This is a genomic window from Blautia intestinihominis, assembly GCF_040096655.1.
GTDB lineage: Bacteria > Bacillota > Clostridia > Lachnospirales > Lachnospiraceae > Blautia_A > Blautia_A intestinihominis.
The window spans coordinates 44,392-69,402 of sequence record NZ_JBBMEI010000001.1 but is presented as its reverse complement, the minus strand read 5'-3'; the positions used below and the strand labels follow the sequence as shown (position 1 = coordinate 69,402).

Sequence of the window (25,011 nt, the reverse complement as noted above, 5' to 3'; positions counted from 1 at the left end):
TGCTTTTGATAGTTCAAGACGGTATAATAAAAAAGAAGTACTCTGAATATTTATAAAAATTCAGAAAACAGAGAAAAAATAGCAGTTTTAGGGGAGAACAGTATGAATCTGGGAATTGATTTTGGAAGTACTTATACGATTGCATCGTTATACGATGAAAATAATAAATCACTGGATGCACTGCTGCTCGGTGGAATGACATCACCGTGTATTCCTACTGTCGCAGCACTGAAAAAAGAAAAATTAAGCTTCGGTGTCACAGCCAAGAATGCCACCGGTCAGATCAAAACAAGAATGTTTGGTGGATTTAAGATGCTTATTTCCGAAAATGATCAGGATGAACTGGCTAAGAGAGGATTTGACCAGGAATATACACCAGTACGTTTGACAAAGGAGTTTCTTGAAAATATCGTACAGATGGCAGAAGCAAAATGTGGAGAATCAGAGATTGATAATCTGGTAATCGGAGCACCGGAAGTCTGGTTTCAGGAAATGAATACCGTATCAGGAAGAGGAACACTCAGAGATATCTGTCAGCAGCTGCCGAACGTGAGACCAGAGGGAGTCAAGGTTGTCAGTGAACCTTCCTGTGCAGGTGCTTTTTTTGCGTATAATTATATGGTCCTTAAGGGAAAACCATTTTCCGGACACATCCTTCTTGTCGATTACGGTGGAGGAACACTGGATATTAATCTGACCAGTATCAGTGCAGAACCAGGACCGGATGGCAGACAGGCGATGCAGATCAAAGTCCTGGAAAGTACAGGAGCCGGGGAGAATACAGAAGGTAAGATCGGGCAGGCAGGTATGCGTTACATGGAAAGTGTGGCAGAGCGTGCCCTTATCAAAAACGAACTATGGGATCCGGATGATCTTCCACAGCCGGACGGCAAATTTTACCGCCTTGTAAATCAGTTGGAGGCAAGCATTGTAGCGAGAACCGGAGAGATCAGAAGCCAGTTTATTGCCTACAATGGAATGGATCTTGAGGATCTGGAGGAAGAAGAATTCGATACACTGGAATACAAAGATGAAGAAGTTGTCATCAGTTATGCAACACTTCTGGAAGTTTACGATGAAGTGATCCGTGACGTTCTTGGCTCCAAACTTGTGGAGATGAAGAATTTTATTAAGAAGCATAACATTGATACCAGTGATGATGAGAAATTCAAGATCGCACTTGTAGGCGGTTTCGGCAATTATTATCTTGTTCGCAAACAGGTAGACGAAGTCTTTGAAAACGGCAGTCTTGACGGCAGCATGAAGGACATCATCCAGAAGGAAGAAGACCGTGAGAAAGCAATTTCCTATGGTGCGGCATTGTTTGCATCAGGAATCGTAGGAATCCGTCAGACAGCACCATATTCGATCGCACTGTACCAGACAGGACAGGACGGAAACCCGGAAGTAAATTATGCATTCCGATACAGAGCAGATATCAAATACGATATCCCATATTTTCCAAGCTACGAGAACGGACAGCCGGTGATCGTCTTTATGGCGTCAGGCGGCGTAAAGGAATTCGTTATCAACATGGGACATGAAAAAGAAACAGCTCTCCGAGTGCCGCTGAGAGAAGAATTCAGAAGCAAACTACTCGGTCTTATCACAAACCAGTACAAGACTGCAGCAATCGGATTTTCACTGGATTCCTCAGAAATCCTGAGAGTTCATGTACATGAGTACGACCTTCTCAAACAGAAATTTACAGAAAAAGGCAAGCTCATAGAACTTGCCAAATTCTCAGATCTGTTTGATATCACAGCTGTAAGACCGGTATATTCTTCCAAATAAAAAAGGAGAATGAGCGTATGAAAGGATTTGATTCAAAAGAAGGACTGATTCATTTTCTGTTTGCAGAAGAAGATGATTATTATCTGGACTGTCTTCTCAAACTGGATCTGACACATTTCCTTTATCATAATATCAGTAAACAGAATTACGATGGAATTTATTTTCTGAAACAGGAAAACGCCATCAAGACATTTCTTGGAAGCAAAGAAGAAATCTCCGTATACTGCATGGATCAGAAATCAGCGGATGCTTTTCCGGTAGAGGCAGGCTATCTTGGTGGAATGATCTACAAAACAGAAACAGCACAGAGAAAACACAGACAGTACTGTATGCGTGGCAAAAAAGAAGCAATCCTGACGCGCATTCAGATACTGATGAAGCAAGATAAGAAATACGCATTTGTAATTCCACTGTCTATGATGCTGAACCTGCTTCGAACCGGCACATTCAGGGAAAACTTAAGAGCTGCCTCAGATGGAAATAAAGACAATTGTATGATCCTGCTTGTTGCATCTAAGGCGGCAGAGGACTCCTTTGGAGAACTGTGTGCTCTGGCAGAAGAAGATGCTTTTTTGTTTAAAGAAGTGGCGGACATATTGAAGAGCCGGGAGAAACTTTCTTTTTATCAGAATATGAATCTGAAATATGGAAAACGAATGCAGGTATGGAATCAGATGGATCAGAATTCCATTTCCAATATGCTTCATAGGATGATCATTGAGGGAACTTTCCAGGGTGACAGAAACAGATGGAAAACATATGCGGATCTATTGTACATATATGCCAGTGACCAGCAATCACTGATGGAGCTGAAACCTTTTATGGAAAGAGAATCAGCACATTCTCTCAGAGCCATGCGCAGGAGCCTGGATAGTGGCAAAACATGGGATAAAATAAATCATCTTCTGGCAGAGGAACCGAAGGACGAAGTCTGGAAACAAAAAGTCAAAAATGTGCAGTGGAAGCGAGGTGTACGCTACCCTGTATTTACCAGAGAAGGCTCGACCCTGAATGCAATGAATCTTCTTAAGAAAGAATTAGAAAAACAGCGTGAAGAATACGGGATCCGCTGGGATGAAAACTGCCTCAAGGTTCAGAGAATCATGGATCATGTGCGGACACCGTGGAATATTTCCAATGACTATGAAGATATCGAAACCTACGTTACACAGTGTGTGATTCAAATGCAGAAATATACAGGACTGTATCAGACACATTCCAGAGATCTGAGATACAGTCCCGTTACAGTGATCATCAATGATATCTGGTACAAGATTGCGGGAAATGGCAGTTATTACGAAGAAGGAATCGAAAAAGAAAAACAGCAGACTTACGATGCTGCGATCAGGATGTCAGTAACATTGATGGAGTGTCTGAATAATTATGAATCTCAGAAGCAGGAGATCAATCGCCGCATGTCAGAATTAAACCGGAACCTGGAAAAGAGATCTGGCTTTGCGGGCTCTATAGACGAAGAACTGCAGATGAAAGACAGCGTGTTTACAGCGGAACAGAGCCTGCGGCTCAAAGAATTGGATGCCAATATTTCTGCTGCGGAAAAGTGGATCAAGCGTTATGCGAAATTAAATGAAGTACTGCTTAGTAATATCCAGAGCATCAAAGAAACACTGGATTCGGCAAGTCTTGGACTTTCGCAGCCGACGGGAGGAAGTGTGGCAGAGATGTCGGAACTTTTGAAACGGCTGAATAATCTGAATGGTTCTATGCAGAAACAGATGACAAAGGCAGATATCGCAAAACAGGAACTGGCAAGCGAGATACAGAACATGGATGACCTGTACGAAAGCCAGAAAACGGAGGTACATATATATGGAATTTAAACTGACGGAGGATACGCTGCAGCGTCTGGAACAAAAAGAAGAGATCACTGTCCGGGATATTATGGGATTTGTAGTTACAGATATCTGTCGGGATCTCCAGAATGGCTGTGGAGAACTGACCCGCCTCAAACTTGGGAATGATGACCAGGAAGAGGACGATGCAATTCTTTTTATCTGTAATCTCGCCCGGAAACTTGCCAAGATCCAGAGCAGAAATCAGGAGAAATTCGACGATCCGGATCACCGCCCGGTATGGAACGGAGCAAATAAGAAACTCCAGGAAGCTATGGAACAGCTTACATCCATAGAGGAAGAAATAAACAAAAAACAGCAGATCGTTGCCGAACTGGAAGAAACTCTTCAGAAGATTGGAGACAATCGGGCAAAGATCGATGAATATGAGAAACTGATCGAAGAAAAAGAAAACGCAATCCGGCTTGCCGAGAGTATCGAAGAGAAATGCCAGGAACTCCGGGAAGAAACTGCACAGATCAAGGAAACCAAAATTCCGGCAGTAATGCAGCAGCAGAAAGTACGGGAAGACGAATTTCAGGCGGCCGGGCAGAAACTGGAAAATGAAAAACAGAAATACCAGCAGTACATTGCAGAACAGGAAAAGGAACTGGAAATCAAAAAACAGGAGATACAGCAGCACATTGCGGAAATGGATCAGAAACTGGAAAATAAGAAACAGGGACTACAGCCGCATATTTCAGAGTTGAATCAGAAAAATCAGGAACTTCAGGATCTGGAAGAACGGGTAGAAGATCTGCACAAAAAAAAACGGACACTCATGGAAACAGCAGAGTCCATGCGAAATCAGAAAGCAGAAACCGAAAGAGAAATCCAGCAGACAGAAGCTGCGATCGAAGAGATCCAGCAGAAGATCAATGCAGACAAACAGCTCCTCACAGACAAAAAAGAGGAATACTCCTGGCAGTGCAAAGAACAGAAGCACGTGGACAAAGAACTGGAGAAACTGGAAGAAAGCTTTGGAGAGTCGCTTCTGACGGTACGAAGAAATCAGGAAGATCTGAAAGAACTCTACGAGTCCTTCACAAAAGAACAGATTCTGGAAAGCGGATGGTTCTTCGATCAGAGCAGGGCAATAGAACTGCAGAGACATTTTCAGGACAGTCTGACACAGACAAAGGAAAGTATAGAACAAAGCAGAGAGATTTATAATCAACTTTTGAATTATCTGGAAAATGGAGGAAATTAAAATGAAATGTCTTATATGTAATAAAGAACTGACAGGCAATGTATGCGAACGCTGCGGTTTCCCAAAGATTTCTGTTGTCGGCGGAGCAGAAGATGATCCGGTAGTAAAAACAGCGGTCCATGACTACAAAGAAAACATCCTCAAAAAAATCACTGTCGAGATGGAAACCTATCAGTACAAAGAAGACGGAAACAAACTGGTCCTCGCGCAGACAGACCGGATTCCGATTGGAAAACAGTTACAGAATCTGGATAAAGATCAGTGTACCTGGTTTCAGGAGGACTTCGCAAGAATGGAAGCCGGTGAGCCTATGACACTGACCCTGTTTATCAACAATGACGGCAGAGAAGTACGAAGAGAGATCAGCCTCAAAGCACCGGACATCCGTTCCTTCTGGAAAGCAGGACTTAAGTCACAGGGCGGTATGGATTACACAGTTGTTCTCGGAACGGCAGATCGCTATGCAGAGACAGAGAGCTTCTGCATACTTGATAAATAAGCAAAGGGACGGGGACAGGAATGAGAAACAGAAGAAATTCAGGAAATCTGTTTTCACAGCTCGGAATGATGGGAATCGGATCTGTTGTCTTTATTGCAATTTTGTTTGTGGCAGGAATCTTTGCATGGATGTATTTGTTTTCGGCAGGCAGTGAGATAAGTACAAAAGCGTTGCTTGTAGAGGGAATCGTTTATGGATTGATCTTTGTACTGTCCATGATCGGCATTTTTGTGACAGGATACGAAGATGATACAATGAAATATATCGGCCATTGTTACAGAGGCGGGATCTTGCTGACTGTGATCGGCTTTTATATTACGAAACTTCCGGTGCTGACTGCACCTGATAAACTTCAGGGACAGTACATTTATTATGGACTGCAATTCATCATTTATGTATTACTGGCAGCAGTGCTTGCCATGGTACCGATACTGGTCATCGCCGGAATTCGCCACATCATCCTGGATATATTTGATCTGATAACAAGATAGAAGGAGTGCAGAAAATGTTAGATTTTTTAAAGAAAAACAAAAAAGAAAAAGAAGCCCAGGCTGCCCGGGAGGCAGCAATGGAAGCTGAAAGGCAGCGTAAAGAAGAAGAAAAAAGAAAACTGGCCGAACAGAGAGCAAAGATTGACGAACACGCAAAAGGCGGCAAAAGGATTCAGCGTGCACTGGACAATATTGATCTTGAAAATATTGAAATGCTGGCAGAACAAAAGGAAAGCAGAATCAGTGTTGAAGCGGTCAGAAACTATGCAAAGGTGATAGATAATATTAGATGGATACTGGAGGATGCAACGATTTCCGATGTAGATACCAGAGAAATTGATGAAGATATTTTACAGCTGGTTGGTCTGTTCGGGGCGGCAGTGGAAGCTGGTAATGAAAAAACAGCGACACAGCTTCTTAAGGGAATCGCAGAGGGCGTGAAGTTTACAAGAACACCATTTATCTATTCTAATGAAGAGCACAAAGAAATGATTGCCCGTAAACGAAGAAAAGAAATCGATACACTTCTTCTGCTCGGAAGATGTCAGGAATACATAGATCGCGTAAACGAGTCGCTTGACAAACTGGAAATTTATACAAAGGAACTAAAAGACGATAGAGATAAGGCAGAGAAACAGGAAAAAGAACTGCGAGATTATGATCCGGATCTTCCTGATAAAGTTACAAAGGTCAAAATGAAAAAAGAGCCTCTTACCAGACAGGTGCTGCAGTATGTAAATGCATTAAACAATGCAATAGATGCCCGAAACAAACTCAAAGCCGTAGAACTTCTCAAAGGCAAAAAAGAACAGAATCTCCAGGTTATCGGAAATACAGTGAAAAATATCAATCTTATGGCATTTGGTTCACCGGAACTGTTTGGAAATGTAGCAATGGGACAGTTGGAGCGTCTTCATCAGGACTTTAAAGACGATGTAAAAGCAGCTGAGAACGAAACGGAACGTCTCAAAAACTTTAATCAAAATGTTGATGTCACAATAGAAACGATGTTCCAGAATGCGATTACTGACGAAGATCTTCGAAAGATGAGAGAATACTACGGAGATATTCAGGCAGAAAGAGAAGAAGAAGAACGACGCAAAAAGGCCGAAAAAGAACAGAAACGTAAAGAACAGGAAGAAAAAGAAAAGGCACAGAAAGAGCGTGAAAGAGAACTTCAGCTTGAGGAGCGCAGAGAAAGACACAGCGAAGAGCATCGCAGCACAATTATACAGTAGGGGTGATAAGAATGGGAAAACCGATTTTAGACAGATTATTCGAAAAGAAAAATAAAAACAAAATGACTGCTGCCGAAAAGAAAGCACAGGAAAGAGAACGCAAAAAAGAAGAAAAAACCCAGAGAAGGATTGAAGAAGAAAATATCAGAGATGATATTTTTGATACAGAAGAATTACTTCTCAAATCAGAAAAACAGTTTCAGAAAATGTTCTGGAGCGAACTGGAACAGGCAAGAATCGAGGAACAGGAAGGCAAAAAAAATCCAAGAAGACGTGCCAAGATGGGAGTGGCTTATTACTCCAACCAGATCATCCAGGCTGCCAAAATCCGTATTGAGGAACAGAGAGAAGATTTTGAACTTAAAAAGACCATGACAGATATGCAGGAAGCCCTGACCGCAATCAATCAGCTGAGTGGCGACATCGGAACCTGGGATATCCGCAAGATCAAGAAAGAGGCTGCAAAAATGGATGCTTCTTCCGGTGGGGCAGGCAAGAGCCTTATGAAAACACTTAAGATCTTCCGGAACATGGACATGGTTCAGGATGACCGTACTCCGCTTCAGAACATTATGGATGTAGAGGATATCGAGAAATGGATCCAGGATCCTGACTATGCAGCAAAATGCTGGAAGAGTGGAGATGCAATAAATATTTCACCAGATGATATTCTGGACAATATGTACCAGAACCGTGATATGGACAAGGAATACGAACAGATCCGCAAAGAACTTGAATCAGAAAGTCTGAACTGACTGTAAATATAAGGAGGATACCGCTATGAAATTCAGTGACGTAAGAAAACTTATGGAAAGAAACAGGGCTCTGACAGAATTCAGCTCCCTTCCTTTCGTTATAACAAAAGATGGAGAAAAAACAGTAACATGGTTTAATTTCTCTCTCGGAAAATCAGAGGATCAGTTATGTGTAAAGGTTCGTGAGATCCTTGATACAAAAGACGGAGTAGAACTCAACAAAGAAGCTTCTCAGATTGCAGTACCGGCAGACAAAGCAAAGAATTCTGTTCCGGAGATCACCGAAAAAGAATATTATCAGGAACTGGAGAAGATTTATGAGAAGTATTCCAGAAAAGAGATGGAAGCACTGATCCAGAAAGCTGCAAACGGACTGTTTGTGGAAACATATCACGAAGTCATCCTGCATGAAGCGGACGAAGAAAAAGAGACAGAAACAGAAGCACCAAAGATGACTTTTGATTTTATTACAGGCAGCAAAGCGGAGGATAAGAAATGAGTGTAGATAATTATCTGGAGATGCTTCAGGATATTCAGAGAGAATATAGAAGAATCCATAATAGGATCGAAATCAGTACTGCAGCGGATCCGTATACATCAGAACTGGCAGAACTTCATTCTGAAGCATCAGAATGCTGCCGCAAGATTACTTCACTTCTGGGAAATCGAGAGGATTCTTATGAACTTCGTAAATGGGAAAAAAGAAGGGCAGAGCATCTGGATGCATGCAAGAGAATCCTGGAACACATCAAGAGTAAGAAAAATGAAAACATTGCAGCCGCCAGTAAGTCTTCGGAGGATGACAATACAGTAGATGATGAGACAAAAAAAGGCTGGTTCTGTGAAACTCCGAAACAGTCGTTTGATGATGTTGCCGGAATGGAGTACATGAAGGAAGAACTCAGGAAGCATGTCAAAAATGCAGACAAAAAAGGACTCTTTGAACTGTTTGGAATGGATGCAATGACTGGTTTCCTTTTCTATGGACCTCCTGGATGCGGCAAAACTTACCTGATCGAAGCTTTTGTCCATGAACTGATGAAAGACGGATACAAATATATGAGTATTGAATCCGGTGACATTCTGAGTAAATATCAGGGTGAATCTGAAAAAAGAGTTAAGGAAATCTTCCGTACAGCAGAGGATTGTGCTCCGTGTATTCTGTTTCTGGATGAAATCGATAACCTGTGTACAGATCGTAATACTCCGGATCTGCCACCTCATAAGGTGTCCCTTACGGAAGCTTTTCTTACAGCGTTCAACCATATGAAGAGTTCAGGAAAAGAAGTATTCTTTATGGCGGCAACAAACTTCCCACAGAAGATTGATATTGCCATGAGCAGCAGAATGAAGCTGGAAAGAGTGCCGCTTCCGGATCAGGCAGCGATCACACATTACCTTGAGTTTAAATTTAATAAAGCCTCGATACAGATTGATGACAGTATTTCCTGGGAAAAAATGGCAAAAGATTTTAAAAACTGCAGCTACCGTGATATCGATGCCCTGATTAATAATGTAAAGCGTGAACTTATCACAATCAGCGATGAGCAGGGATTAAATGATGAGGAATCTGTAGAAGCTGTAGTTTCAGGAAAAATCCGTCTGAATGCGGAAATCTATAAGAAGTCACTGAGCAAAGTAATCTTTGCACCGATCAACAGTTATATGAAAGAACTGGAGGCCTGGGAAGCCAAGATGAACATCAACAGGACTCAGGACGGCGATGAGGGAGAAAATAAAGGCGGTAAAGACGACAAAGGTAATCAGGAAAATAGTGATACACCACGGAAACATACAAGAAAATCACTGTTCGGCGACAAGAGCAAGAGCGTATTAAAAGAAGGTAATACTCATTTCCAGAGCATACCGCAGGATGGAAACATGTTTAATTCCAATCCGTTTATGGATATTCAGAAGGCATTTATTTTTAATGAATGTATATGTCCTGCCACAGTTGCGCATCAGGAGTCTGGAGAACGTTATCTGGAATACCTGGAAAAATTAAAAGAAGCACTGCAGGCAGCAGGAGACAGCGAGACGGTTGAAGCACTGAACAATGAGATAAGCGGAGTCAGAAATGCGCTGTATTATCCGGCAGATGAGTTGCATACCAGATTCAGCGGAATGGCTGATACAGCATTTGATATATCCTATGATCCCTTCTTTACTCTGCTGCAGGGAAATTCGGTGCAGGGATTTTACGGAACCTGTGGAATTATTGCTTCCTGTAATATGGTAAACCAGCAGACGGGATCCCGGCTTACAGAAGCAGATGGAGTTGCTGAATTTACAGCAGCAGGTATCTGCACGGAAGAGGGAGGTACATCGACAGAAAACAGAGAATGCTTTATCCGAAGCAAAAATCTTCAGTTTGAGGCAGTTGAGCAGGATTGGATGGAGGATATACCGGGGCTGCCAGGACAGGAACTGGAGGAAGTCGCACGGAGATTTCGTGAGGGAGAAAGCGTGATGCTTGGTGTGATGGCAGAAGATCTTTCTCAGGACGAACTTTTCAGCAGAGAAGTGGATCCTGAATTTCAGATGGAAGTTCTGCTGAGAATGCTGGAAGATCCGGAAAGTGTACCGGTAGAAGACCAGATTGCAGCCTTTTATCCTGGTTTACGCAATCATATGGTATCTGTTGCAGGATTTTCCTACGCACAGGATGGAAGTGTGACCGGATTCTGGATCAATGATACCGGTGGATGGGCAAGCCTGATCACAAACAGAATTTTCCTTTCTGCAGAAAAATACAATCTGATGAAAGAAGCTACCAGAGGATTTTCTGTTGAATTCGTAAAAAAATAAACAGTACTTAATCCAAAAGAAAACTCCTTGTGAGTTTTCTTTTGGCATATAAACCGGGAGAAAATGATATGGGACTGCAATGGGAGAAAAAGATTATCCAGGAATATCATGGAAAACTAAGTTTTGGAGATCTGGTAGGAAGAAAAAACTGGATCAATTATTTTAACTATGCATTTGATCCGGAAGAGAAAGGTCTGTTATTCATCGGAGAACTTCATCTTGGCAAAAAAACTCTGATCAGGGCAGCAGCCGGGGAGTGGGAAGAGAAAGGCTACAAGGCATATGAGGTATATGGCGAAGATCTTTCCAAAGACAAAAAAGAACTCAGAGAACAGATAGAAACTATCTATAACGAAATTACGACTGGTAAAAAAATCCTTCTTTTGTATTCGCTGGATCAGATAAAAAAGAAAGAAGCAAGAACAACGCTTGCATTTGGGATAGAGCAGATTATGAATGATGCAGAAGATGCAGTCATACTGGCAACTGCACAGAGTGCGGAGATATTGCCAGAGCGTTTGCAGAAGTTTTTTACAATCTGTCCTGTCCGTAAGTTTGGAGAAGAAGAGCTTACAGAAGTTATGAAATCTTTTCTTGCACCATGCTGGCCAGAAAAAGAAGAAAGGCAGGAAAAACTTAAGAAATATCTCAAAGATCGAAATTGCTGGGAACTGGAGCGGATTGCAAATCTGGCAGTCAACTACGCTGTTCTGGAGCTGACGGATGAACAGCATAAGACACTGGAAGAAGCCCAGGAGCTTATCGGAGAAGGAAAAGTAAAGATCACTACGGTACAGATTAAGAAAGCCGCAGAAGATATAGAAACTGTACGCTGGAAAAAAGAACCAAAAGAATATATTTACTCGGACAGATTCATCGAAAGACCACAAGTGCGGGAAAAAAATGCAGAACAACCAAGCAAAGATGATATCATTCCAGATGAAAAAATAACAGGTTTGGCAAATCTTGATGATCAGGAAGTTCAGAGTGGTTTGGATAAAACGGCTGAAATTTTGAACTCCAAGGAGCCAACGATGGAAGAAGCGACAGAAATACTGGCAAATAAAGGAGAACTTGAAGAGCTGGTTGATCTTTCTGGAATGGAAGTAGTTGATTGATATGAGGGAGAAAGGTATGTCAGAAATCAGAATAAAAGAAGTGATGGAGGAAATTTACCATAAACTTCAAAATGGAGATACACGTCTGAGTGATGAACAGGCAGAAACATACAAGGACATATTGATGAAACTCTGGAAGAGTACAGAGGATGAAGCACCGTTCGAACTTGGAAATATAGACAAAGAGATCATCAGCATGCTTGGCTTTTTTGAAAATGCTCTGATTCGTGGAAATGAAAAAACAGCGAATCAAATTCTGGCAGCAGTGACAGAAGGAATCCATTTTGCCAGACTTCCGATCGCAGGAGCTACAAGTCAGGAACAGGAAAAAATCCGTAAGAAAAGAGAAGAGAATCTTCACAGACTGAATCTTCTTATTAAATTTCAGGATTATTATGATGAACTGCAGATTAAAATCAATGCGATGCAGGAGAAGCAGGATGAATACCTTGCTGAGATCGATCTTGCAGAGAAGGACGTGGACACTTACCAGGATGAAAGATCTTACTATGAGCAAAAAGTAAGCCGTGTTATCAGTGGCAAGGAAAAACTTACATCAGATGTCAAAGAATTCGTAAACAAGATGAACCGTCTGGCAGATGCAAAGAATAACTACAAACGATATAAACTTCTGCAGCAGCTTCTCGCAGAGCGAAGCCAGACTCTGCTGAATTCCATCCACACGATCAACCAGATTGCTTTTGGCAGTGTGGAAATTCTCGGTCAGGAAACCATAGACGACCTGAAAAATACCATGGATCGGTTCGAACAAAACATACAGGACCAGAAGCAGCAGAACAAAGAACTCAAAAAGATCACCCGCCGTATGGATGATATTCTGGATAATGCCATTGATAATGATGACGAATCCTACCAAAGAAGCGAAGAACTGGCAGCCGACCAGAAACGCTGGAAACAAATGAACCAATCCCAGAACGAAAAGAAACGAGGACAGACAGATGTGGAAGTGCGTACGCTGTAACAAAGAAAACCAGGATTCCGCAGAAAAATGTATAAACTGTGGACATGGAAAAACAATGGACTACACAGGTCACCGCTCAGTCAGCAAACTCTGCCCGGAAATGACCAATAACTGGAAGAAGAAAAAAGAAAAGTCAATGCTGATGGCTGACTGCATGGGTAATGATGAGACGGTATTTGGTAGTAAACTTTTGAGAAAGGAAGTTTGCAAAATTGATTTTGTAAAAATGAATCTTGCGAGTATTCCATCCGGTGCCTGGGATGTATCAGAAGATCAAGACAGAACAATCTGGGCGTGGAAAAGAGAAACACCAGAAGGATACACCTTGTATATAGGATCAGAAAAAGGTGTTTATGCGAATAAAAACTGTGAGGATCTGTTTTGCTATTATTTGAATGTTAAGAAAATAAATTTTAATAATTTATTCGATACCAGTCATGTTACGAATATGGTGGGGATGTTTTCTCATTGCGAGAGTTTAATAGAAGTAGATCTAAGTAACTTTGATACAAGAAATGTTACAAATATGGAGGATATGTTTGGTGGATGTAAAACTTTGCAAGCGCTAGATGTGAGCAGGTTTGATACAGGCAGCGTTGAGAATATGTATAGTATGTTTAAAGAATGTGAGAGTCTGGAAGAATTGGATGTGAGCAGATTTGATACAAAGCATGTTGAGAATATGACGTTTATGTTTGAAGGCTGTAAAAATCTGAAAAATCTAGATGTGAGCAAATTCAATACAGGTAGCGTTAAATCTATGTATAGTATGTTTAGTAAATGTGAGAGCCTGGAAGAATTGGATGTAAGTAGGTTTGATACGAGAAATGTTATAGATATGAGATGGATGTTTTATAACTGCTTCAACCTTACACAACTGGATACCTCGAATTTTTATTATGCACCAGATGTCAATATACGGGATATGTTTACAGATTGTGGCGTAAGTAAAGATAATACTGCCCATGATTCGGTGCGTGAATCACGAACACTTTTTAATACAGAAAAGTCTGGCGTGAGTAAAGAATATAGCACAGAAAGTCAGAGTGCCCAGCCACCGACATTGCCAGTAGGCTGCTATTATGCTGGAGGCAGTATTAAAGAAATCTGTGCAGATTTTTTGTCTCATCAGAAAAATGCAATTTTCAATAATGGCCGAAAAGATAAACAATGGGTTTTGTGTCATGCATTGGAAATACCATCCGAGGAAAAAATATACCTTCTTCATGATGCGTCCATAAATTCATTGACGAATCTCCTTGTGGGAAAAATCGCAGTTACAAAAGCAGAGGGATTTGCAATTACAGACAAAGGAATTTACATGAAAAAAGAATATGATAAAAGAAAAGTATTTATGCCTTGGGAAAGATTAAAAGAAGCTAATATAGACATAGATTCTCTTTCAAATGTGAGGGTAGATGAAATCCCTGTAGCTTTTAGTCGGAAAAATTCGGTTGACAGGGCAAAACTACAAGAATTGGTATACTTGTTCTCTTCAATTCGTAGATTACTGAACAGGAGAAGATTTTGATATTTTTACGGAAGTATGAGGTAAGAAAAATATGTGGAAATGCATACGATGTGAGAAAGAAAACCAGGATTCAACAGAAAAATGTATAAACTGTGGTCACGGAAAAACAATGGATTACACAGGTCACCGCTCAGTAAGCAGACTCCGCCCGGAAATGACCGAAACCTGGAAAAAGCAAAAAGAAAAGCCAATGTTGATGGCAGACGATGTAGAGGATGATGAGGAACAGCCTGCTGTATTTGGCAGCATACTTCTCAGGCAGCAAATTAACAAAATAGAATTCGTCAAAATAGATCTTAAAAATGTTCCAACAGGAGCGTGGGATGTTTCAGCAAACAGAGACAGAACAATATGGGCATGGGCGAGCAGAGAGGAAGATGGAATCATTCTTCAAATCGGCTCAGAAAATGGTGTTTACGCAAATCCAAACTGCCAAAATCTTTTCTGGAGATATAGGAATGTCAAAGAAATAGTATTCAATGATCTTTTTGACACCAGTCGTATTATAGATGCAAATGGAATGTTTGGTGAATGTATAAACTTGACTGCACTGAATCTGGATGGATTTCAAATGGAAAATATCAGAGATATGGGATACATGTTTCTGAACTGTAAATCTTTGCAGGAATTGGATCTGACTAATGCCAGCACTGACAATGTAGAAAATATGGCGTATATGTTCATGAATTGTGAAAAACTGAGAGAATTGGATTTACGAAGTTTTAAAACGGGCAAACTCAAAAACACGAGATCTATGTTTTATAACTGTAAAGAAATTAAAAAAATAGATGTAAGCAGTTTTGAAACGGATAAAGTTGAGGACATGTTTGCAATGTTCAAGGGTTGTATAAATCTGGAAGAATTGGATGTAAGCAGATTCAAAACTTCAAATGTCAAAACAATGGTTGCCATGTTCAGAGAGTGCTCTAAGTTGAGAAGAATAGATGTAAGTAATTTTGAAACAGGCAACGTAGAGGATATGTGCTGTATGTTCATGGAGTGCAGTGGTCTGGAAGAACTGAATATAAGCAATTTTATAACAGATAAGGTTGAAAATATGCATGATATATTCTATAAATGTGCGAATTTGAAAGAACTCGATGTCAGCAGATTTAACACAAAATGTGTTAAAAATATGAGCAATATGTTCAAGGGTTGCGGAAACCTGGAAGAGTTAGATGTAAGTAATTTTGATACACGATCTGTTGAGAATATGTATGACATGTTTAATGGCTGCGAAAAACTGGAAAGACTGGATGTAAGCGGATTTGATACAAGCAGAGTCACAGATATGTATGGAATGTTCTATGAATGCAGAAAACTGGAAAGACTGGATGTAGACAGCTTCAACACAGAACTTGTAAAAGATATGGGGTTTATGTTCTGTAAATGCGAAAGGTTGACAGAGATTAATGTAAGCCATTTCAAAACGGATCAAGTTGAAAATATGGAAGCAATGTTTAATGGCTGTTACAATTTACGAAAGCTGGATGTAAGTGGATTCGATACAAGGAAAGCTACAAATATGAAAGATATGTTTTCTTTCTGCGAAAACCTTACACAGCTGGATACCTCGAATTTCCGCTATGCACAAAATGTTAATATACAGGATATGTTTACAGGCTGTGGTGTAAATCAAAATACATCAAAACCAGTATTGATGGCAGACTGTATTGGTGATGATGAAGAAAATGGAACAATATTTGGAAGTTCCATCTTACGAAATGACATCTACAGAATCGAATTTATCCGTATAGTATCACCAATTCCAGGAGGAGCCTGGGATGTATCAGAAGATCGAAGTGAAAAAATCTGGGCATGGGTGAGCAAAACAGGAGAAGGAGATATCCTTCGAATTGGCTCAGAAAATGGTGTTTATGCAAATCCAAACTGCCGAAATCTTTTTTGGAAATACAAAAATGTCAGAGAAATCGTATTTAACGATCTTTTTGATACCAGTAAAGTTACAGATGCGAATGGGATGTTTGGTAATTGCATAAAACTGCCTGTCCTCAATCTTAGAGGATTTCAAATGGAAAATATCAGAGATATGGGATACATGTTTTTGAACTGTAAATCTTTGCAGGAATTGGATCTGACCAATGCCGGCACTGACAATGTAGAAAATATGGTTGCCATGTTTAGGGATTGTGAAAATCTGAGAGAATTGGATTTACGAAGCTTTAGAACGGGTAAACTCAAAAACACGAGACAGATGTTTTTTAATTGTAAAGAAATTAAAAAAATAGATGTAAGCAGTTTTGAAACCGATGAAGTTGAGGATATGTGGGCAATGTTCATGGGCTGTATAAATCTGGAAGAACTGGATGTAAGCAGATTTAAAACGTCAAATGCCACGACGATGGTAGCAATGTTCCGGGAGTGCGCTAAACTGAGAAAAATAGATGTAAGAAATTTTGAAACAGGTAAAGTAGATAACATGTGTAATATGTTTTTGAGATGCGGAAACCTGGAAGAGTTGGATGTAAGTAATTTTGATACACGATCTGTTGAGAATATGCATGACATGTTTAACGGCTGCGAAAAACTGGAAAGACTGGATGTAGGCGGATTTGATACAAGTAGAGTTACAAATATGGACGGAATGTTCTATGAATGCAAAAAACTGGAAAGGCTGGATGTAGGCAGCTTCAATACAGAACTTGTAAAAGATATGAGTTTTATGTTCTGTAAATGCAAAAGGTTGACAGAGATTAATGTAAGTCATTTCAAAACAGATCAAGTTGAAAATATGGAAGCAATGTTTTGTCGTTGCGGTAACTTACGAAAGCTGGAAGTAAGTGGATTCGATACAAGGAAAGCTACAAATATGAAAGATATGTTTTCTTTCTGCGAAAACCTTACACAGTTGGATACCTCGAATTTCTATTATGCACCAAATGTCAATGTAGAAGGCATGTTTAAAGAGTGTGGCGCAAGTAAAGATAATACTGTTCCTGACTTTGCGAGGAAACAGAAGACACTTTATGTGTTCAATGGGGAAGAAATGGATAAACGAGAGAATCGTAGACATTACATTGGAAACAGTATTGAAGAAATCTGCCAGAACTTTCTTTCCTATAAGGACAATAAATCTATTAATAATGGGCAAGGCAAAGTCAGAAATACACTAAATATATCAGACAGTGACAAAATTTATCTTATACATGATGATTCATGGTTTTCAAGAGGTAAAAATGGATTTGCAATTACAGATAAAGGTGTGTATGTTGCAGATTTTGGAGAGAAAGCAGAATTTATGTCATGGAAAGAATTTAGAGAGTGCGAGAAAGTAAATATACAGGGCTGCTGTATACGATTTGATGGAAAAAGGGTCGCTTATTATACTGGTGGAGATAGAGTGAGGCTGCAGATAGAGGCATTGTTTATTGCAATTCATAAATATCTGAATAACAGAAGTCTGGAATAGAATAAATACGAGGTAACTGGCTATGTGGAGATGTATACGTTGTAATAAAGAAAATCAGGATTCCATAGAGAACTGTACAGGGTGCGGTCATGGAAAGACCATGGATTATATCCACCACTGTACCCTGTCCAGAATCAAACTTTCCACAGCAGATAACTGGAAAATAAATAACAACAGCTCATCCACAACATATGATTATTCCACGGATGGAGAAAAAACCACGAATGGAGCACCACGAAAATATCCGCTGACTCAGAATCCAACGTCCGTAACACGAGTTCTGGAAACAAATGAAGATAACTGGGCCGAATTGAAAAAACGAAAAATCAACAGAAGTTATACAGGATACAGTATCAAAGAAATCTGTGAAAAATTCCTTTCTTATGAAGCCAATAAGAGTGTTGATAATGTACAGCGAGAAAATTCTGAGCTTTTAAAAACTCTGCAGATATACCAGAATCACAACATTTATCTGCTCCACGACGATACGTGGAGAAAAAACGGGCAAAGCGGATTTGCAGTTACTGATCAGGGAATTTATGCGAAAGCGTTATTTAGAAGAATAGAATTTACATCCTGGAAGAAATTTCAAGAATCTGATTTTATATGTATAGGTGGAGATTCTGAATTATCAATAGGACAAAACTCCATCGCTTTTTTTAGCGGTGACAGAGACACACTTCTGGAACTTGAATTGATGTTTGCCGTAATCCACGAATATTTGAATCGGAAACCAGTTAGTCAAACAGAAAAGAAAGAAAAACCGACTCTGATGCAGGATAGCAGTAATAAAAGCTGGATCGTCACAAATGTTTTTGGAAAAAGCATTCTTCGAGAGAATATCCATGAGATAGAATTTATAAAAACTACAAAAGCTCAGGTCCCATCCAGAGCCTGGGATGTGTCCGCAGATCAGAGCAACACAATCTGGGCATGGGTCACAGCACGCCCTCAGGGAACAACCCTGTACATCGGTTCAGAAAACGGAGTTTACGCAAATCCAACGTGCGAAAGACTTTTTATGGCTTATACAAATGTAAAAAGAATAAAATTCAATAACCTCTTCGACACCAGCCGGGTTGAGGATATGGAAGATATGTTTTCTTACTGCAGAAACCTTGAAGAAATAGATGTAAGCGGCTTTGATACCAGCAAAGTAGTATTCATGCAAAGTATGTTTGAGGAATGCAGAAAACTCAAAACCCTGGACATTTCAAATTTCCGTTACAAAGAAAATGTTATCACAGACGATATGTTCAAAAACTCCGGAATAACGCGATAAGTCCGAGATAATGGATAGATCATAAGGGAAAATCGAGGCAACAAGGGGGAAATATATGTGGAAATGCATACGCTGTAACAAAGAAAATCAAGATTTTATAGAGAACTGTGAAAACTGTGGCCACGGAAAAGCTATGGACTACATAGGTCACCGCTCAATCAGCAGACTCCGTCCGGAAATGGTGAGTAATTGGAAGAAGAAAAAAGAAAAGTCAATGCTGATGGCAGATTGCATAGAGGATAATGAGAAAAATGGAACTGTATTTGGAAGTAGATTTCTCAGGAAAGAAATCATCAAAATAGAATTTGTAGAAATAAATTGTGATAGTGTTCCGGTAGAAGCCTGGGATGTATCAGATGACAAAAGTAAAACAATTTGGGCATGGATAAGCAAAACGTCGGCCGGATGTATCTTGAATATTGGATCAGAAAATGGTGTGTATGCAAATTCAAATTGCCGAAATTTGTTCTATCGATATGAAAATGTTAGGGCAATATGTTTTTACGATTTATTTGATACCAGTTATGTTACCGATATGCATGGAATGTTTGACGATTGCAAAAGGTTAACAACTTTTGCTGGAAATACTTTTCATAATGAGAAAGTTATGGATATGAGCTTTATGTTTCTAAACTGTGAGCAACTGAAGAATTTGTATATAATAGCTGAGATAAAAACCGACAAGGTTACAGATATGCGGGCAATGTTTCAGTATTGTGAGAAGCTGGAAAAACTGGACATAAGTGGGTTTAATACTGAGCAAGTCAGAGATATGTCATGGATGTTTTATGATTGCAAAGAACTGAAGGAAGTGGATATAAAAGAATTCAGAACAAGTAATGTCACGAATATGGAGGCTATGTTTTGTGGTTGTGAAAAACTGGAAAATTTAAATGTAAGAAGTTTTGACACAAGACAGGTTACAAATATGAATTTCATGTTTTCGGACTGCAAAAGTTTAATAAATTTGGATACATCAAATTTTTGTTTTGGACAAGATGTTACTACAGAAAATATGTTTAAAAATGTTGGGGTGAATAAAGAGTGTAGCACAGAAAAACAAGGTGCATCAGCACGGAAAATTTTTGCTTCAGAAAGATATTATAGTGGAGATAGCATAGAAGAAATCTGTGCAGATTTTTTGTCTTATCAGAAAAATGCAGTATTTAATAATGGCTGGAAAAATAGAAACCAGGTGTTGCACCAGGTGTTGGAAATACCACATGATGATATAATATATCTTCTTCATGACGCTTCATCAAACTTCCTGGCAAGCTTTGTTACGGGAAGGCCTACAGTTAAAAATGCAGAGGGATTTGCAATTACAGATAAAGGAATTTATACGAAATATTTGTATTACGATAAAAGTAAAGTATTTATTCCATGGGAAATGCTGAAAAAAGCTAAAGCAATAGATGTAAAAAATAATAGTGTGAGGATTGATGAAATAGCAATCGCATTTAATTATAAAAATTCGAGGGATAATTCGAATCCATGGGAGTTAGTAAGGTTGTTTGACTCAATTCGTGCATTTTTGAAGAGAACTTTTTAATTGCTTTACAGAAATAGGGGAGTGACATAAACATATATGTGGAAATGCATACGCTGTAACAAAGAAAATCAGGATTCTATAGAGAACTGTGCAGAGTGCGGGCATGGGAAGTCTATGAATTATATCTCCTACAGAACTTTGTCAAAAGTGCAGGAGTCCATAACTGAAAATTGGAAAGTAGAGCAGAATACTCCCCAATATTTTATGGAACAGGGAAGAGAACATCTTCAAAAAGTAATAGAGTGTTTTTACAAAATAAATATGGAAAATAAAAATATTTGGGGTATGACAGTGTTGGAGTTGAACCAATATTTTATGAACGAAGAGAGTATCGAAACAGCAGAAATAAAGCCGACATTGATGGCCGATAATGATGGAAAAAAGGTTCTGGGATCAGATATTCTTCGTGAAGATATTACCCAAATAGAATTTGTAAAAAACAGAAAAAATAGCTTCCCAGATGGAGCCTGGGATGTATCTGAGGATCGAAGTAAAACCATTTGGGCGTGGATAGAGGACAGAGATAACGAAAAGATTCTCAAGATTGGATCAAGGAACGGCGTATATGCAAATTCTGATTGTGAGAGCTTTTTTCAGAATTATACACAGGTAACAAAGATTTCGTTTAATAAGCTCATTTCGACAAAAAATGTTAGGAATATGTGGAAGATGTTTGCGGATTGTTATAATTTGGAAAAAATAGATGTGAGTAATTTTGACACAAGCAATGTTATAGATATGGGAATGATGTTTGACAGTTGCTATAATCTGCAAAAAGTGGATGTAAGTGGCTTTGATACCAGTAATGTTGGAGATATGAGCTATATGTTTTGCGATTGTCGTACTCTTGAAGAACTGGATGTAAGTAATTTTAATGTTAAATCGGTAGCAGTTATGACACGTATGTTTGGAGGATGTCATAAATTAAAAAATTTAGACATATCAAATTTTAATATAGATGGAGATGAGATAGGTGTGGAGTCAATATTTGATGGTAGTGGAATCGAGTTATCTACAATAAAGTTAATACGGTAAAGAAGGAAAGAAAAATATGTGGAAATGCATACGCTGTGAAAAAGAAAATCAGGATTTAGCAGAGCAATGTGAAAACTGTGGACATGGACGAACCATGGATTATACAGGTCATCGTGTGGTCAGCAAACTTGAAACAGAGATGATTGGTGCTTGGAAATATGATCAAAATGATCCAGAATATATCAGAAAACAGGCAGTCGAACATCTGCAAAAAGCAGTAGAGCTTCTGGTAAAATCCGGTTTAAGTGGATCTGCTGAGAAGACAAAAAAAGTAATCACAGAAGTAAAAAAAGCTTCTGGGTTAAATAAAAATTTCAATATACAAATGGTCGAAAATGATCATCAGACAGAGCAGAATATAAGTCCATTTCGTTATGGGGGACAAAACGTATTAGGACAGAAAGAATCTGATACAGACAGGAAAAAAACACAATCACGGAAAAGAAAAATATCAAGTAAAATATCAAAAAAAGAACTTCGTGTGCTTAATCAGAGTGACCTGGATAACTATAAAGATAAAAGAAATTATACAGGAAAAACTATCGAAGAAATTTGCCAGAACTTTCTTTCTTACGAAGATCTGCAGCATATTAATACTGGACAAAAAGATAACATTATAAACACATTAAAAATACCATCGGATGATAAAATCTATCTTATTCACGATGATTCATGGTTTAAAAGAGGAATCGAAGGATTTGCAGTTACAAGCAGGGGAATTTATTCTAGGCAGGCAAGATGTCAGGAAGTATTTATATCATGGAAAGAATTTAAGGAATGCACAGAGATAACCACCAAAGGAAGTCATAATGCTATACTTCTTGATAAAAAAGAAATTTTTACAGGTTTTTATGATACTTTGCATATAGAATTGCTGTTTATTTCACTGTATAAAATGCTTAATGCGGAAAAGCCTGTTGTTGATATTGGCGAGTTTGACTTCGAGAAGAGCCTGCTTAAATTGCTTGATGAAGAAGATTCTGATGCTGATATGGATGATATTGATTTTGAGAAAAAACTGGAAGAATCTCTAAGAGATCTGTAATCTGGTCAGGAGCAGAAGTTGTAACGTGAAAGTGTAGCTTGCTATTTTTACCAGAGGAAAGGAAAGTTATATGTGGAAATGCATACGTTGTGAAAAAGAAAATCCGGATTCAGCAGAGAACTGTATGGAATGCGGACACGGAAAGACAATGAATTACAGAGATTACAGAACTTTGGCAAAAGTTCAGAGTTCTGTACTGGAAGGCTGGAAAAAAGAGCAGAATACTTCGGAATATTTTAAAAAGAAAGGTATGGAATACCTCCAAAAGACAATAGAATGTTTGCAAAAAGCAAACGAAAGCAACAGAAACATCCAGTATATGATCACTGCAGAATTAAATAAATATTTCACTGTCAGAGAAAATAAAGAAAGACCGATACTCATGGCCGATAGCATGAGAAAGACTGCTTTTGGATCTAATATTCGACGTGAAGACATTGCTGAAATCGAATTTATAAGAATCAACAAAGATATTACGCCAGATGGAGCGTGGGATATTTCAGCAGATCAGAGTCAAACGATATGGGCATGGACGGAGAAGGCAGAGAACAAAATACTGGCTCTCAAAATTGGTTCGGAAGATGGGATATGTGCAAACTCCAGCTGTGCCCATCTCTTTGAGGGATATTCAAATGCGACCAAAATAGTTTTCCATGATTTATTTGATACCAGTCGGGTAACGGATATGTCCTATATGTTTGCAAACTGTGAAAAACTAAAAGAAGTGGATGTTGACAGTTTTGATACAGGCAAAGTTACAAATATGTACGCGATGTTTTCCAACTGTAAAAAAATAGAAAAAGTGGATGTGAGCAGATTCAACACAAGCAATGTTACCAACATGGGGCTTATGTTTGCGATTTGTGCAAAGCTGGAAAAGCTGGACACGGGTAGTTTTGACACCAGAAAAGTTACGAATATGAAAACGATGTTTTGCGGCTGTTCAGAACTCAAGAAACTGGATGTAAGTGGCTTTAACACCTGCTTAGTAACAGACATGTCCAGCATGTTCCTGGGCTGCAAAAACCTTAAGAATCTGGATATCTCGAATTTCCATTTCCAAAAAGAAGCCAAGACCAGCAACATGTTCAGATATAGTGGGATGGATGGAATTGTAATTGGAAAATAAATTCTCTGGAAATCTATATTACTGTAAAAAATAAATTTTCTTTGCATTTACTCCGGTTGTCTCAAAGCTGTTTTTTGTGTATACTGAAAATAATTAAAATAAAATGTTGTATATAGAAGGGGCGTTCAAATAATCTATGATAACAGTATTCCACGGTTCAGATCACATAATTAAAGAACCAAGATATCTTGGAGGAAAAAAAGACAATGATTATGGAAATGGATTTTATACAACAGAATACGAGGAACGGGCGAGAAGCTGGGCAACGTTAAATGGAGATCCAGAGAAATCTGTGGTAAATGAATATACACTTGCATTAGAAAATCTGGAAGTGCTGGATCTGAACGAGAAAGGCGTGCTGGCATGGATCGCGGAGGTTGTAGCCAACCGAGGAATTAACGAAGAAAATGCTGCTATTGTCGGCGAGGAACTTGTGAAGAGATATCGTCCGAATACTACAGATGCAGATATCGTAAAGGGATACAGGGCAGATGACAGTTATACACAGGTGATAGAGGCTTTTTTGCTGAATCAGATTAATCTGTACGAAGTAGAGAGACTTTTTTATAAAGGAAGTCTGGGAAATCAGATATTCTTAAAATCAGAAAAAGCATTCAAAGAAATTCACTGGCAGAATGCATATCAGGTAGCTTTATCAGAAGAAGACAAAAAATTCGATTTATATGCGCGGCGGGAAGTAAGTAAATTTTTGGCAGAAAGAATGAGATCAATTTTGCTAAATGGGTACGAAGTTCCGGGAATTACTGCGCGTTATGCAGTCAGCCATTTGTTAAAGTATGACAAGGAAAGTGGGGAATACGAAAATGCCGGCATATGACGAGGTTTATCTTGACAGTATGTTAAAAAAACACAGATATCTGTTCAAATTAATTGGAAGAAACTGTGATGATGCGTTTTCTGTAATCAGTCGCTATCTTTGCTGTGAGTACAGGAAGCGTATGGATGAGGGAAATCCATTATATCTCAACAAAACTCCGAAGCAGATCCTGGGAGAAATGGGTATTCGAATAGATTCTGAACTGCAAATTAGCGAAAAGTATGACGAGTTTATCCTGGCATGGATGGCAGATATTTATACCTACATGCAATGGAAATACGCTATCCCATCCGAAAAAATCGCAGAAAAGATTCGTCCAGAAGATCTTTACAAAAAATATTACCCACTGCACGAAGCATCAATCGAAAATGCAGTGGATAAGCTGAAAAAAATTTATTCTTTATAAGGCAGAGCTTGAGAG

Annotated in this window: 20 protein-coding genes; all 20 read left to right on the top strand. The window is 39.1% G+C overall.

Annotated elements, in window-relative coordinates; genetic code table 11:
• Window positions 1-102: 102 nt before the first annotated feature.
• The 20 genes from WMO75_RS00260 (at window position 103) to WMO75_RS00165 (ending at window position 24,996) form a co-directional block, all read left to right on the top strand.
• Window positions 103-1,794 carry an acetate and sugar kinases/Hsc70/actin family protein gene (locus tag WMO75_RS00260; protein WP_302247393.1) on the top strand — a complete coding sequence of 564 codons (1,692 nt, stop codon included), beginning with the start codon at window positions 103-105 and terminating at the stop codon, window positions 1,792-1,794.
• Between the two features lie 17 nt (window positions 1,795-1,811).
• Window positions 1,812-3,635 carry a hypothetical protein gene (locus tag WMO75_RS00255; RefSeq protein ID WP_302247394.1) on the top strand — a complete coding sequence of 608 codons (1,824 nt, stop codon included), beginning with the start codon at window positions 1,812-1,814 and terminating at the stop codon, window positions 3,633-3,635.
• A complete protein-coding gene (locus tag WMO75_RS00250; RefSeq protein ID WP_302247395.1) occupies window positions 3,625-4,857 on the top strand; it encodes a coiled-coil domain-containing protein in 1,233 nt (410 codons plus the stop codon). Before WMO75_RS00255 ends, WMO75_RS00250 begins: the two co-directional genes overlap by 11 nt.
• A 1-nt stretch (window position 4,858) precedes the next feature.
• A complete protein-coding gene (locus tag WMO75_RS00245; RefSeq protein WP_302247397.1) occupies window positions 4,859-5,356 on the top strand; it encodes a hypothetical protein in 498 nt (165 codons plus the stop codon).
• A 20-nt stretch (window positions 5,357-5,376) separates the two neighbouring features.
• Complete coding sequence (locus WMO75_RS00240) at window positions 5,377-5,847, top strand: hypothetical protein (RefSeq protein ID WP_302247398.1); 471 nt, start codon at window positions 5,377-5,379, stop codon at window positions 5,845-5,847.
• Between the two features lie 14 nt (window positions 5,848-5,861).
• The gene (locus WMO75_RS00235; RefSeq protein WP_302247399.1) at window positions 5,862-7,085 is read left to right on the top strand and encodes a hypothetical protein; all 1,224 of its coding nucleotides are present in this window, start codon (window positions 5,862-5,864) and stop codon (window positions 7,083-7,085) included.
• Window positions 7,086-7,096: 11 nt separating this feature from the next.
• Window positions 7,097-7,840, top strand: a complete 744-nt coding sequence (locus WMO75_RS00230) for a hypothetical protein (protein ID WP_302247401.1) — start codon at window positions 7,097-7,099, stop codon at window positions 7,838-7,840.
• 25 nt (window positions 7,841-7,865) lie between these two features.
• Complete coding sequence (locus tag WMO75_RS00225) at window positions 7,866-8,339, top strand: hypothetical protein (RefSeq protein ID WP_302247403.1); 474 nt, start codon at window positions 7,866-7,868, stop codon at window positions 8,337-8,339.
• Window positions 8,336-10,648: an ATP-binding protein gene (locus WMO75_RS00220; RefSeq protein ID WP_302247405.1), complete on the top strand. Its 2,313-nt coding sequence runs from the start codon at window positions 8,336-8,338 to the stop codon at window positions 10,646-10,648. Before WMO75_RS00225 ends, WMO75_RS00220 begins: the two co-directional genes overlap by 4 nt.
• 68 nt (window positions 10,649-10,716) lie before the next feature.
• Entirely contained in the window at window positions 10,717-11,766 is a 1,050-nt protein-coding gene (locus tag WMO75_RS00215; protein WP_302247407.1) for an AAA family ATPase, read from the top strand.
• A 16-nt stretch (window positions 11,767-11,782) separates the two neighbouring features.
• Complete coding sequence (locus WMO75_RS00210) at window positions 11,783-12,748, top strand: hypothetical protein (protein WP_302247409.1); 966 nt, start codon at window positions 11,783-11,785, stop codon at window positions 12,746-12,748.
• Window positions 12,726-14,279: a BspA family leucine-rich repeat surface protein gene (locus WMO75_RS00205; RefSeq protein WP_349077461.1), complete on the top strand. Its 1,554-nt coding sequence runs from the start codon at window positions 12,726-12,728 to the stop codon at window positions 14,277-14,279. The genes WMO75_RS00210 and WMO75_RS00205 overlap by 23 nt, the downstream gene beginning before the upstream one ends.
• Window positions 14,280-14,310: 31 nt before the next feature.
• Window positions 14,311-17,709 carry a BspA family leucine-rich repeat surface protein gene (locus WMO75_RS00200; RefSeq protein ID WP_302247413.1) on the top strand — a complete coding sequence of 1,133 codons (3,399 nt, stop codon included), beginning with the start codon at window positions 14,311-14,313 and terminating at the stop codon, window positions 17,707-17,709.
• Window positions 17,710-17,731: 22 nt separating this feature from the next.
• Window positions 17,732-18,991, top strand: a complete 1,260-nt coding sequence (locus tag WMO75_RS00195) for a BspA family leucine-rich repeat surface protein (protein ID WP_349077460.1) — start codon at window positions 17,732-17,734, stop codon at window positions 18,989-18,991.
• A gap of 55 nt (window positions 18,992-19,046) precedes the next feature.
• Window positions 19,047-20,543, top strand: a complete 1,497-nt coding sequence (locus WMO75_RS00190; protein ID WP_302247417.1) for a BspA family leucine-rich repeat surface protein — start codon at window positions 19,047-19,049, stop codon at window positions 20,541-20,543.
• 36 nt (window positions 20,544-20,579) lie between these two features.
• On the top strand, window positions 20,580-21,578 hold the full coding sequence (locus WMO75_RS00185) for a BspA family leucine-rich repeat surface protein (protein ID WP_349077459.1): 999 nt from the start codon (window positions 20,580-20,582) through the stop codon (window positions 21,576-21,578).
• Window positions 21,579-21,594: 16 nt separating this feature from the next.
• On the top strand, window positions 21,595-22,623 hold the full coding sequence (locus tag WMO75_RS00180) for a hypothetical protein (RefSeq protein WP_302247420.1): 1,029 nt from the start codon (window positions 21,595-21,597) through the stop codon (window positions 22,621-22,623).
• A gap of 70 nt (window positions 22,624-22,693) precedes the next feature.
• On the top strand, window positions 22,694-23,752 hold the full coding sequence (locus WMO75_RS00175) for a BspA family leucine-rich repeat surface protein (protein WP_349077457.1): 1,059 nt from the start codon (window positions 22,694-22,696) through the stop codon (window positions 23,750-23,752).
• Window positions 23,753-23,888: 136 nt separating this feature from the next.
• A complete protein-coding gene (locus WMO75_RS00170; protein WP_302247423.1) occupies window positions 23,889-24,590 on the top strand; it encodes a DUF3990 domain-containing protein in 702 nt (233 codons plus the stop codon).
• The gene (locus tag WMO75_RS00165) at window positions 24,577-24,996 is read left to right on the top strand and encodes a hypothetical protein (protein WP_349077455.1); all 420 of its coding nucleotides are present in this window, start codon (window positions 24,577-24,579) and stop codon (window positions 24,994-24,996) included. The genes WMO75_RS00170 and WMO75_RS00165 overlap by 14 nt, the downstream gene beginning before the upstream one ends.
• Window positions 24,997-25,011 lie beyond the last annotated feature (15 nt).